The sequence below is a fragment of the Rhodococcus opacus B4 genome (assembly GCF_000010805.1).
GTDB classification, from domain to species: Bacteria; Actinomycetota; Actinomycetes; order Mycobacteriales; family Mycobacteriaceae; genus Rhodococcus_F; species Rhodococcus_F opacus_C.
The window spans coordinates 4,912,736-4,924,576 of the sequence record NC_012522.1 but is presented as its reverse complement, the minus strand read 5'-3'; the positions used below and the strand labels follow the sequence as shown (position 1 = coordinate 4,924,576).

General features: G+C 67.4%; 14 protein-coding genes. 8 read left to right on the top strand and 6 right to left on the bottom strand.

Features of this window, described 5'->3' with window-relative positions; all coding sequences use genetic code 11:
* The first annotated feature begins 1 nt into the window (after position 1).
* The 4 genes from ROP_RS22655 (at position 2) to ROP_RS22640 (ending at position 4,199) form a co-directional block, all read left to right on the top strand.
* Positions 2-1,231 carry an NAD(P)/FAD-dependent oxidoreductase gene (locus ROP_RS22655; protein ID WP_012691737.1) on the top strand — a complete coding sequence of 410 codons (1,230 nt, stop codon included), beginning with the start codon at positions 2-4 and terminating at the stop codon, positions 1,229-1,231.
* A gap of 58 nt (positions 1,232-1,289) precedes the next feature.
* Positions 1,290-2,396 carry an NAD(P)-dependent alcohol dehydrogenase gene (locus ROP_RS22650; protein ID WP_012691736.1) on the top strand — a complete coding sequence of 369 codons (1,107 nt, stop codon included), beginning with the start codon at positions 1,290-1,292 and terminating at the stop codon, positions 2,394-2,396.
* Positions 2,397-2,431: 35 nt separating this feature from the next.
* Positions 2,432-3,868 (top strand): aldehyde dehydrogenase, encoded by a 1,437-nt coding sequence (locus tag ROP_RS22645; protein ID WP_012691735.1) that lies wholly within the window; start codon positions 2,432-2,434, stop codon positions 3,866-3,868.
* Positions 3,869-3,944: 76 nt separating this feature from the next.
* Positions 3,945-4,199: a hypothetical protein gene (locus ROP_RS22640; RefSeq protein ID WP_012691734.1), complete on the top strand. Its 255-nt coding sequence runs from the start codon at positions 3,945-3,947 to the stop codon at positions 4,197-4,199.
* 228 nt (positions 4,200-4,427) lie between these two features.
* Here the strand turns inward: ROP_RS22640 and ROP_RS22635 are convergent, their stop codons facing one another.
* From ROP_RS22635 to ROP_RS22625, 3 genes are all read right to left on the bottom strand, one after another.
* Positions 4,428-5,123: an AMP-binding protein gene (locus tag ROP_RS22635; RefSeq protein WP_012691733.1), complete on the bottom strand. Its 696-nt coding sequence runs from the start codon at positions 5,121-5,123 to the stop codon at positions 4,428-4,430.
* Between the two features lies 1 nt (position 5,124).
* Complete coding sequence (locus ROP_RS41395; protein ID WP_231868969.1) at positions 5,125-5,328, bottom strand: SDR family oxidoreductase; 204 nt, start codon at positions 5,326-5,328, stop codon at positions 5,125-5,127.
* Positions 5,329-5,686: 358 nt separating this feature from the next.
* Positions 5,687-6,634 (bottom strand): DUF7064 domain-containing protein, encoded by a 948-nt coding sequence (locus ROP_RS22625; protein WP_231868968.1) that lies wholly within the window; start codon positions 6,632-6,634, stop codon positions 5,687-5,689.
* A gap of 278 nt (positions 6,635-6,912) precedes the next feature.
* Here ROP_RS22625 and ROP_RS22620 point away from each other — a divergent pair, with 278 nt between their 5' ends.
* Positions 6,913-7,488 carry a hemerythrin domain-containing protein gene (locus ROP_RS22620; RefSeq protein WP_012691730.1) on the top strand — a complete coding sequence of 192 codons (576 nt, stop codon included), beginning with the start codon at positions 6,913-6,915 and terminating at the stop codon, positions 7,486-7,488.
* Positions 7,489-7,585: 97 nt separating this feature from the next.
* Positions 7,586-8,536: a ScbA/BarX family gamma-butyrolactone biosynthesis protein gene (locus ROP_RS22615; RefSeq protein WP_043825164.1), complete on the top strand. Its 951-nt coding sequence runs from the start codon at positions 7,586-7,588 to the stop codon at positions 8,534-8,536.
* On the opposite strand, the gene ROP_RS22610 is transcribed toward ROP_RS22615, so the two are convergent.
* Positions 8,533-9,180, bottom strand: a complete 648-nt coding sequence (locus ROP_RS22610) for a ScbR family autoregulator-binding transcription factor (RefSeq protein WP_012691728.1) — start codon at positions 9,178-9,180, stop codon at positions 8,533-8,535. The genes ROP_RS22615 and ROP_RS22610 overlap by 4 nt on opposite strands.
* 35 nt (positions 9,181-9,215) lie before the next feature.
* Here ROP_RS22610 and ROP_RS22605 point away from each other — a divergent pair, with 35 nt between their 5' ends.
* Both ROP_RS22605 and ROP_RS22600 read left to right on the top strand, forming a co-directional pair.
* A complete protein-coding gene (locus tag ROP_RS22605) occupies positions 9,216-10,193 on the top strand; it encodes an NAD-dependent epimerase/dehydratase family protein (protein ID WP_043825162.1) in 978 nt (325 codons plus the stop codon).
* A gap of 88 nt (positions 10,194-10,281) precedes the next feature.
* Positions 10,282-11,076 carry a hypothetical protein gene (locus ROP_RS22600; protein ID WP_012691726.1) on the top strand — a complete coding sequence of 265 codons (795 nt, stop codon included), beginning with the start codon at positions 10,282-10,284 and terminating at the stop codon, positions 11,074-11,076.
* On the opposite strand, the gene ROP_RS22595 is transcribed toward ROP_RS22600, so the two are convergent.
* Positions 11,073-11,327 carry a HypC/HybG/HupF family hydrogenase formation chaperone gene (locus ROP_RS22595; RefSeq protein ID WP_012691725.1) on the bottom strand — a complete coding sequence of 85 codons (255 nt, stop codon included), beginning with the start codon at positions 11,325-11,327 and terminating at the stop codon, positions 11,073-11,075. The genes ROP_RS22600 and ROP_RS22595 overlap by 4 nt on opposite strands.
* Before the next feature lie 3 nt (positions 11,328-11,330).
* Complete coding sequence (locus ROP_RS22590) at positions 11,331-11,840, bottom strand: hydrogenase maturation protease (RefSeq protein ID WP_012691724.1); 510 nt, start codon at positions 11,838-11,840, stop codon at positions 11,331-11,333.
* Position 11,841 lies beyond the last annotated feature (1 nt).

The following is an 11,841-nucleotide window of genomic DNA, read 5'->3' as shown; positions in this document are numbered from 1 at the left end:
CATGGTCACGTCACAAGCCACACCCACCGTGGTGATCGTCGGCGCCGGGCATGCCGGCGGCACTCTCGCCGGCATGCTGCGGCAGCAGAAATTCGACGGTCGGATCGTCCTGTGCGGGGACGAAACCCATCCGCCCTATCACCGCCCGCCGCTGTCGAAGAAGTACGCCGACGACGAGTTCGTCCAGTGGCTCAAGCCGGAATCGTTCTACGCCGACAACGCGATCGACACGCTGCTCGGCGATCCGGTCGTCCGGATCGACCGGGACGCGCGAACCGCGACGACGGCGTCCGGTGACATTCTCGAGTACACGACGCTCGTTCTCGCGACGGGCGCCGCGCCGCGGACACTGACGTTGCCGGGGAGCGATCTCGAGGGTGTGCTCAGCCTGCGTACCCTCGCCGACGCCACGCAATTGCGCGAGGCCGTGCACACCGGATCGACTCTCGCCATCATCGGTGGTGGGTACGTCGGACTCGAGGTCGCCGCCTCGGCCCGCGCCCGCGGATGCGAGGTCACGGTGATCGAACGGGAAGACCGGGTGCTGGCGCGGGTCGCGAGTCCCGAACTGTCGGCCGCTCTCACCGACTTCCACCGAAACCGCGGCACTCGCATCCTCACCGGTGCCGAGGTCCGGGGAATCACCGAGAAGAGCGGTCGCGTCGCGGGTGTCGAACTCGGCGACGGAACCGAAATCCCCTGTGATCTCGTACTGGTCGGCGTCGGCGCGATCCCGAACGACACACTGGCACGGGAATCGGGCATCGAGTGCCTCGCCGGGATCGTCGTGGACGGTTCGGCACGCACCAGCGATCCACACGTTCTCGCGATCGGCGACGTGACCTACCGCCTGCACGACACGCTCGGGAAGATGGTGCGACTCGAAAGCATCCCCAGCGCAGTCGAACAGGCGAAGCAGGCGGCGTCGGTCATCACGGGGACGCCGCTGTCGCCGCACGAGGTGCCGTGGTTCTGGTCCGATCAGTTCGACCTGAAGATGAAGATGGCAGGTATGGTCGGCCCCGACACGAGGGCCGTCCTGCGCGGCAACCCGTCCGATTCGTCCTTCGCCCTGTTCCACCTCGACAGCGACGGGGTCCCGGTGGCCGTCGAGACCGTGAATGCCGCAAGCGAATTCATGGCAGGCAAGAAGTTCATCGGCAATCGCAGCAAGGTCGATCCCACCGCTCTCGCCGATCCCGCCATCTCGTTGCGGGAAGCCGTTCTCTGAGCATTTCGATTCCGGTCGTCCCCACCGGGCCGGCCGCACAAGACATGGAGACATGACGATGGAAGCACTCGCAGCAGTCGCGAGAGAACCGCACGCCGAGTTCACGCTCGAGCCGATCACCATCGACGGACCGAGGACCGGCGAGGTACTCGTCGAGATCGAGGCCGTCGGCATCTGCCACACCGACCTCGCCGCGCGCGACGGCGCCCTCCCCACCGCACTGCCCGCCGTCCTCGGCCACGAAGGCTGCGGCATCGTCCGCGAAATCGGCGACGGCGTCACCAAGGTCGCCCCCGGCGACCGCGTCGCCATCACCTTCAACAGCTGCGGCACCTGTCCCTCGTGCACCACCGGGGCACCGTCCTACTGCCACCAGTTCATGCACCTCGCCTACGACGGCGTCCGCGACGACGGCACCGGCCCGATCACCGCCGCCGACGGCGAATCCCTGACCGGCCTGTTCTTCGGGCAGTCCTCTTTCGCCACCTACAGCCTCGCGTTCGAACGCAACGTCGTGAAAGTGCCCACCGACATCCCCGCCGAACTCCTCGCACCGCTGGGCTGCGGCATCCAGACCGGCGCCGGCGCCGTGATGCGCTCCCTGAACTGCCGGCCCGGATCCGCGATCCTCGTCGCCGGCGCCGGATCGGTCGGCCTGGCCGCCGTCATGGGTGCCGTCGTCCAGGGCTGCACCACCATCATCGCCGTCGAACCCCACCAGTCTCGTCGTGACCTCGCCCTCGAACTCGGCGCCACCCACGCCCTCGACCCCGCCGCCGGCCCGGTCGCCGAGCAGGTCCGCGCCATCATCCCCGCCGGCGTGGACTACGCGATCGACACCTCCGGCATCCCTGCCGTGATCGAATCGCTCGTCGGCTCCATGACCTTCCACGGCAAGGTCGGCCTGATCGGTGTACCGGCCGACCCCGAATCGTCCGTGCCGCTGAACATCATCAACTCCCTCGCCATGGGTCTGACGATCACCGGAATCATCGAGGGCGACAGCGTCCCCGACGAGTTCATCCCCGAACTCGTCGAGCTGTACAAGGCCGGCCGGTTCCCGCTCGACAAACTCGTCACCACGTTCCCGTTCGCGAAGATCAACGACGCGATCGACGCCCAGCACCGCGGCGAGGTCCTCAAGCCCGTGCTCGTGCAGGACTGACACCCCCTCACCGAACCTCCCGAGAAGGACACCCGATGACGATCGACTACACCGATCTCTACATCCGCGGCGGATGGGCCAAGCCCTCCGGCGCCTCCACCATCCCGGTCATTTCCCCCACCACCGAACAGCAGATCGGCTCGGTCCCCGAGGGCGCCGAGACGGACATCGACGACGCCGTCGACGCCGCACGCGCCGCACTCACGGAGTGGGCGGCATGGAGCGCAGCACAGCGCGCCGAGGTGCTCGGCCGCTTCGCCGACGAACTCGAAGCCCGCGCCGAGGACACTTCGACCCGCGTGAGCAGCCAGAACGGCATGCCCATCACCCTCGCCCGGCAGTTCGAGGGCGGCTTCCCACCTGTCTTGCTCCGCTACTACGCCGACATGGCGGCGAAGCAGGAAGACGAGATCCGGCCCGGCATGCTCGGCGGATCCACCCTCGTCACCCGCTCCCCGATCGGCGTCGTCGGGGCCATCGTCCCGTGGAACGTGCCGCAGGCCATCACGTTCCTCAAACTCGCCCCCGCCCTCGCCGCCGGGTGCACCGTGGTCCTCAAGCCCTCCCCCGAGACCGTGCTCGACGCGTTCCTCATGGCCGAGGCCGCCATCGCCGCGGGACTGCCCGCCGGGGTGCTGAACATCGTCCCCGGCGGCCGCGAACTCGGCGCCTACCTCGTCGCCCACCCCGGCATCGACAAGGTGTCCTTCACCGGCTCCACCGGGGCCGGCCGCGCCATCGCCCGCACCTGCGGCGAACTGCTCCGGCCCGTCACCCTCGAACTCGGCGGCAAATCCGCCGCCGTCATCCTCGACGACGCCGACCTCGCCGCGAACCTCGAATCCTTCTACGCCGCGACCCTCCTCAACAACGGCCAGATCTGCTGGCTCGGCACCCGCGTCCTCGCACCCCGCTCGCGGTACACCGAGATCGTCGACACGATCACCGACCTCGCCAGGAGCCTGGCGGTCGGCGACCCGCTGTCCGACACCACCCAGATGGGGCCCCTCGTCTCCGCCCGGCAACGGCACCGCGTCGAAAGCTACATCGACAAGGGCCGCTCCGACGGCGGCCGCGTCACCACCGGCGGCCGCCGACCCGACAACATCGACCACGGCTGGTTCGTCGAACCCACCGTCTTCGCCGACGTCGAAACCGGCCACACCATCGCCCAGGAGGAGATCTTCGGCCCTGTCCTCTCGGTCATCCCCTACACCGACGAGGCCGAAGCCATCGCGATCGCCAACCACTCCGACTACGGACTCGGTGGCTCCATCTGGACCGCCGACCCCGACCGTGGCGCCGCGTTCGCGCGCAACGTCGCCAGCGGAACCGTCGGCATCAACGGCTACTCCAACGACCCCACCGCGCCCTTCGGCGGCATCAAGGACAGCGGCCTCGGCCGCGAACTCGGACCCGAGGGACTCGCGAGCTACCAGCAGCTCAAGAGCATCTACCTCGACGTGAGATGACCCGGCCGGGTGCGGCCGCGCGAGGAATCGCACGGCCGCACCCGCTTACCCGACAGCAGAGAAACAGGAGACACCCGTGACCAGGGAAGAACTCGACATGCTCGACTTCGCGGTCAAATGGGCACCCTTTGGCGGCGGCGACGAACACATCCTCCCCGAATTCGGCGTGTTCCCGACCGTGTTCTACCGCCGGTTACAACGTCTCCTCACCCACCACCCCACCATCAACGACAAAGTCAAACACCGACTCGACGAACTCTGCACGACCAAACTCGCACCCGCACGGCCGGGTAGGAAAAGGTCGTACTCGCGCGTTCGCACCGCGGGGTGACCGGACCACCGCGACCTACTTCGGCGCGGATTCCTCGACGACCCTGAGCCAGTGCACATGCGCCTGCCGTCCAGAACTTCTCGACAACGTCCCGCGACCGGAAGCCACCGGACGTCAATGTCAGCCGAGTCTGGCCGTACACAACCGATCGAAGGGCGAGAGCGATGCTTCCGCCGCAGTGAAAGTTCGGCATTCCGTGGCCACCCACGCCGTCTTCCTCGCATCCCATCAGCGCTCCGACGTTCCACGCAACGACGAGTTGGCCGCGCTGCGACATGCGCACCAACTTCGGCGCTCCCGTGGTTCCCCGGTGGGCATGACGATTGCGTCCCGATGGGGGTCGTCCTCGATCTCGACGGAGCGGCCGCGATGTTCGGTCAACGCTGCGGTGAACGTGCTGGTGTCGCCATCGACGAGAAGGACATCGCGAAGTGTCGCAACCCTCGCCAGAACCGCAGCCGCGTCCACACCGCGTTCTCGAAGGATCTCTCCGGTCGTAACCAGAACGGTCGCCGAGGTGAGGTTCAGGACATTGACGAGCGAAGCAAGTTCCAGAAAAGGATTCAGCGGCACCGCCGTACCCACCCGCTGAGCACCCCAGGTGGCGAACAATCCCTCGGGCACCATCGGGACCATCACCGCGACAACACTCGGCGCGCCCGCCGCACGCTCGAGAAACACCGATGCCGACGCTTCCACCCCGTTCAGCAGCTCTCGATACGTGACATCGCGGGACGGCGCCATGAAGTCCGGACCATCGAGATGCAGGATCGCGCTCTTGTCCGGGTGTCGACGAGCCGATTCGGCAAGACATGCGTGAATCGTCGAGCCGGGTAGCAGGTGCTGGTATCGCTGCTGTTCCACGCCGAGGATGTCCTCGCGTGACCGGACACGACGGCGCACGAGGGGCGCACGTGTGCTCATCTCAGGCAACGGAGATACCACCGTTCACACTGATTACCTGTCCTGTGATTCTGCGCGAGAGCGGAGATGCGAGGAACAGAATTGTATCGGCCAGATCCTCGGGCTCGGTCAGGCCCAGCTGAGCCTGCGAGACGATCTTGTCGAAGATTTTCTTGTTCGGCGGGATCCTCGGTCGCCCAGAACACAAGCGGCACGGGCACCACACCGTCGAGCATCTTCAGTACTTCGAACTCGCGCAGCCGCGGGGTCTCGACCATCGACCCCGGCGGATCCATCCGCAACACCATACGGTCCCGCCCGCGGTGCCCGTTCCGCACCCAGTCCAGATCGAAAACGAATTGCTCTTTCGACGCGCCGCCCGCAAGTCGGCCGATATTCTCGATGAGGAATTCCCCGTCGATCCTGCGGGAGAGGAACTCCCGCAAACGTTCCGACACAGCGTCGATTGCGGGCTGCTCATGGATCATGGCCCCCCGCCGTTGCATCTTGCGACGCAGCACGGCGTCGATCGTGGGCTCCACGCGCGCGGCCGCGCGGGAAGTCGGCGTTGTCATCACCATGTTTCATGCTCCGTTCGCGTGCGATGTGGCCACGGCGCGCAGCCGGCCGGAACTCGACAGTCGTTCGGCGAGGAACTCGAGACCCAGCACGTCCGTCGCCTCGGCGTACCCGACCCGGTTGCCCACCTGATAACGGAACAGACTCTGGCAACTGACGTAGGCGGGACTGAAGCTGTACCACGGTGCACCACCGACGGCCGTACCGAAGAATTCATGCTTCTTGCCACGGACGTCTACCGCGGTGATGTGGTTGTTGACTGCGATCATGTCGACTCGGGAGGCCTCGACGGTCGCGTGGGTGATCCCGAAGACTTCGCCGTCCTCGACGACGTAGCCGAAGCGCAGACCGTCGTAAATCACCTCCCCGTTCCGGATGCCCAGGGCCATCCCCAGGTGCAGGCCGAAGTCGGGGCCGAGCGTCACGTGGATCCAGGCGGCGCCACTGTGTCCGAGCTCCGCGCGAGGCCCCCAACTACGGTCCATGCCGTCGAAGCAATCGACCTGGTACTCCTTGCCCCGCAGTTCCAGGGTGCCGGTCACGTGCCCGATCATGTCGTAGTGCCCGTTGGCCCACACGTCACCGAGCCCGGTGTCGACAGGGCCGTCTGCGCCGGCCACGAGCGGGTTCTGCGTGGCGTCGTGCACATCGAAAGGTTCGTGCAGGCCTTGGAATTGGAGGTCGAAACGACAGGCCCCCAGGGCGTTTTCGTAGGAGACGCGGAAATCGCGGGGAGCGTTCGTCGCCTCGAGACTCAGGCCGCTCTCCAGCGTGAACTTGGAGAACACATCCGGTGCGGGTACATGCATCTGCGGGTCCGTGAAGTCGATCTCGTAGGGCTGGGTGCAGAGACCGGAATGCACGACGACCGACGAGATGGTCGCCCCGACATTCGGCCGAGACAACACGTACGCGTTGCCGAGGATTCCGGCCTCCGGAACAGAAAAGACCAAGACAATGGTCTCGGCCCAGGTACGAGCCGACGGCTCACTCGGGTGGTAATCCACATCAGCAGCGGTGATCACAAAGGCTCCTCAATTTCGCGGCGCAAGATCTGGTCACGGCGACCGTAAGCGCCGCGATGTGATCGACGCTACAAATCCTGCCGGAAATACCCCGCGCGGAATCACGATTACTCCCTCTGGGTGAGGGGCCGTAACACACGATGAGCGCGTGTTTCCCAATTACCATGGCTGGTACCTATTGTCGGCGGCTGGATCGGGGGCGAATCATGCCTGACATCATCGAGTTGATTTTCGACGACCACGAGTGGTTCCGGCGGCAGTTCGCCGCGCTGGACGAATTGAAGTCTCGGCGCCGGGTGGAGATCACTGCCGTGGAGGCGGTGTGGACGCCGTTGGCGAAACGCCTGGATCTGCACGCTGCGGCGGAAGAGGAAATCTTCTATCCCCAGCTTCTCCGTGTCGGCGACGACGCGGAGGCGGAAGCAGAGACTCTCGACGCGATCGGGGACCACAACGACATCCGCGACGGCGTCCGGGCGGCGGCGCGTAACCCCATCCTCTCCGAGGAGTGGTGGGCGGCGGTCGGCCGGACGCGCCGGGCGAACGACGAGCACATGGCCGAGGAGGAACGCGAGGGCCTGGCCGATTTCCGGACCGCCCCGGAAGATCTTCGCGAGTCGCTCGGGCGGCGGTTCGCCGAATACTTCCTCGTTCACCGTTCCCTGTCGGAGGCGGACACCTCGGACAAGGACCCGAAGGAGTACGTCCGGGAGGTCGAAGAGGACCTCGACGAGGACGACAACCCCGGATCGCTTCGAATCGGCAGCCTGAAGGGCCGGTAACAACGCACACTCCCCACATCACAGACCGCGCGGTCTGTGTTCTATAGTTCGGGCGGTCCGCGGCATCGGGCCGACCGGTTCTGTGGGGAGTGGAGTTGTGGCGCGAGTTTCCCGGCCGGTGCCCGATGCGCTCCCCCCACTCTCGTTCGAGCGGACCGTGCCGCGCAGGTATGTGCATCGGCAATCCGTGTCCGAGGTGTTCCTCACCGACTGCGTCCCGCTGCCGGAGCCGGACCGGTTCGTTCTCGCCGCGCAGTGGCCCCGGCTGCACGGCTTCTACCGCGCCCGGGACGGGCACTACGACACCATGCTGCTGGCGGAAACGCTCCGGCAGACCGCGATCTACCTGGGTCACACCCGCTACCGCGTCCCGTTGCCGAACCGGTTCGTCATGCAGCACCTGCAGGTTTCCGCGTCGCCGGACGCGCTCGAGGTCGGCGCCGCCGCTGCCGACGTGATCGTCGAGGTCGCCGTGTCGCGGCACGTCTACCGAGGCGACGCGCTCGCCGCGTTCCGCGTCGACCTGCGGTTCCGGTGCGGCGGGCTGCAGATCGGCGCCGCTACCGGTGACGCGGCCGTCTTCCCCCCGGCCGCGTACGCACGCGCCCGGTGGGGTGATCGTGGCCCGCGGACCGTGGGAACGCCCTGGTGCCCGGACCCCGTCCGGTCCGGTCTGGTCGGTCATGTCGACGACGCCCACGTGGTCCTCGGGCCGCAGCGTGCCAGGGACGAGTGGGAGGTGCGGGTCGACACCGCGCATCCCGTCCTGTTCGACCATCCGTGTGATCACATTCCCGGGATGCTGCTGTTCGAGGCGATCCGGCAGGCGGCCTGTGCCCGACTCGGACTACCGGACGCGCACCTCGCGTCCCTGGGAGCCACGTTCCACCGTTTCGCCGAACTCGACGAACGGACCACGATCCGGCTGGACGCGGTGGACGACGGCACGTTGTCCGTCACCGGGTCGATACGGCAGGGCGGCGTGGCGGTCGTGCGCGGAACCGCGGCGCTCGCCCCTACCGCGGTGAGCGCATGCGCGGGCAGCTAGTCGGCGTCGTCCGGTATCCAGCGGGCCCGCCGGACCCGGGCGATGTCCTGATGCCGGTTCACGGGCATGATCCCGGGAAGCAGGAACCCCCACATGTCGTCGACGCGCTGTTCGAGGTCGGTGCGCTGCGTCAGCACCTGGGAGACGGTCTGGACACCGGTGAAGGCACCGATGACGAACCTTGCCAGCCTCGGCGGGTCGATGTCGGCGCGGAGGTCCCCCTGCTCGACGGCCCGGGTGGCGAGCATCTCGCAACTGTTGATCCAGTCGAGGTAGGGGTCGGCGGGGCCCTGGTCGTCGGCGCTGAGTTCGAGGGTGATCCGGATACCGGCTCGCACGATCGGGTCGTTCACGATCTGCCGGGCCATTTCGTGGCACAGCATCACGATCTGCTCGATCGCCGACACCTGCTCGCGGCCGATCGCCTCGACCGACGCGATGGAGATCCGGTGTTGCTCACCGATGATGAAACGCGCCAGATCCTCTTTCGAACGGAAATGGAAGTACAAGGCCCCCTTCGTGATTCCGGCGTTCTCGACGATGTTGCCGAGTCTGGCTCCTTCGAAACCCGACTTCTCGAACATCTCCGCCGCCCCGCGGACGATCTGCTGTCGAGTCGCCGCAGCACGCGCCTGCTGAACCACGTTCACACCTTTCCCTGCCGCACGAGAGAAGAACGATGACGATGCAAGGACGGACCACACGCCCATTGCCCGGAGAGACGGTACCAGCGTCGACCGAAACGGAGAACGGCCGAACACTGTCCACGCCTCTGCGTGTCGCGGTCGTGGGCGCTACGGGGTTCGTCGGATCCGCCGTCGTGACGGCGTTGGCGACGGCCGGAATCCAGTGCATCGCGGTCGCCCGCGGTGCGCGGTACCCGGACGTACCGGGCGTGCTGTTCGCGCATGCGGATCTGACCGACCCGGGAAGTCTGGCAGCGGCGCTCGCCGGCGCCGACGTGGTCATCCACGCCGCGTCCTACACCGGCGACGACGCGGCGCAGTGCGTCACGGTCAACGTCGACGGCACCGAGAACCTCCTCGCCGCCGCGGCGCGAACCGGCGTCCGCCGGGTCCTCTACATCAGTACCGTCGGCGTCTACGGTCTCGGACCGCACAGTGGTATCGGCGAGAACGAGGCCGCGCCCGCGCCCGTCTCCGCGGTGAGTGCGAGCAGGCTGACCGCCGAACAGAGGGTCCTCGACCAGGGCGGCTGCGTCGTGCGTCCCGGGTTCGTCCACGGCCCCGGCGACCGCTGGTTCGTCCCCGGCCTGGTCCGGATCCTCGGGACGCTGGGGGCCTGGGTCGACGAGGGCCGGCCCCGGGTCTCGATCATCGCGGTGACCGACCTCGCCCGCCTCGTCGCCGACCTCGCCGTGCGGTCGCCCGCCCACACCGGCGCCGTGTTCCACGCCTGCCACCCGGACCCGGTGACCGTCCGCGAACTCGGGCAGGCGCTGGCGGACGCGGGTCTGCTGGCGCTACCCGCCACCAGCCTCACCTTCGACGAGGCGCTGACCGCCGGATCTCGGGACGGCCTGACCGAGCGGCACCTCGACCTGATCGGCCGCGACCACTGGTACGACCCGTCCCGCCTACTGACCGCCACCGGTGTGACCTTCGGCTCCGGTCCCCTGGCCGGCCTCCCGGCATGACGCGGTTCGGGCGGAGCGTCGTTTGTGGCCCGCGGTCGGGGTGTATACCCGGAGAGAGATGATGTCCCCCACCTGACGGAGTGTCGAGATGGCCCTTCTCGCCGAGATCGTCGTGGACACCGAAGGCGACAGCCGCGTAGTGGTGCTGTATCCGGTGATGTGGCTGTTCGTCGCGGTGCTGGTCACCTTCGTCGTCACCCGGATCATCACCCGCCGGATCCGCTCCAAAACGGGAGCAGCGGACGCGGACGAGGCGGTGGAACCGGAAGGCGGACTGATCGGCGACATCACCGTCGGCGGCGTGCACGTCCACCACCAGGTTCTCGGGATCCTCCTCATGACCCTCGCCGGAGTCGCACTCATCGCCACCACCCCGGAGGGCACGGCGCTGAACATCTTCGCGGCGGCGTTCGGCGTCGGCCTCGCGCTCACCTTCGACGAGTTCGCGCTGTGGGTGCACCTCGACGACGTGTACTGGAGCACCGCCGGCCGGAAGTCTGTGGACGCGATCTTCTGCGCGCTGATGATCACCGGTCTGATGATCGGCGGCGCCGAACTCGTGACCGGACGGATCGGCACCACAGAATGGTGGGTGTCGATCGGGTACCTGTTCGTCACGCTCGGCATCTCGGTGATCTGCCTGCTGAAGGGCAAGTTCGTCACGGGGATCGTCGGGGTCGTGTTCCAGCCGGTCGCGATCGTCGGCGCGATCCGCCTGGCCAAACCCGATTCCTGGTGGGCGGTCCGCCGCTACCGCACCCGGCCGAAGCGGCTGGCCCGCTCCGAGGCACGATTCGACGAGCGTTACCACGCGCGCTGGAACCGGGCCCGCGACTTCGTCGCCGGGACGCCGGACCCCCATCACGCCGAAACGCAGGGCTAACTGTCGTCCGCCGTCCGCGAGCGCCCCATCATCTCCAAACCCGCCATTGCCTTCTCCGCACCCGCCTCGTCCACCTTCTCCATGGCGAAACCCATGTGGATGACGATCCAGTCGCCCGGCTCCAGGCGGACGTCCTCGGGGAGCATCCCGACGTTCACCTTGCGTTGTTCGCCGACGACGTCGACGAGCGCAAGCTGGTTTCCGTAGCCCTCCAGCATGCGTACCACCCGGCCGGGGATACCGAGACACACGATTCAGCCCTCCGTCCCGTCCGGTAACACCGTGGCAGTGGAGTCGGACGCCAGCAGTTGATCCACGATCTCGAACACCGCGTCGACGGCGGGTGCGACAGCGGCGGCGACCCGCGGCGACAGCCCGATCCCCTCGTCGGTGGTCGCCACCTGACAGCCCAGGACCACGGTCCGGGGCAGGGTTCCGCCGAGGGCGCGCAGACTCGCGAACACGGCCGCCGGATCCATGCTGTGGGCGTCGAGCGGCGCCGCAGGCACCGAATCGGAACCCACCTCGAACGCCTTCAGCTCCCCCGGCTCACCTCGATCGGGGACGGCATCGACGAGCAGCAGCGCACCCCACCCGTCGAGCAGTTCGTACGCCAGATGTGTTCCACGGATGCCGAAATCGACGGCGCGGACTCCCGGCGGCAGCGACCTCGTCGCGACACCGCGCAGCACCTCGGGACCGAATCCGTCGTCGCCGAAGAAGATGTTGCCGACACCGGCAACCAGCACCCGCCTATCCGTCACG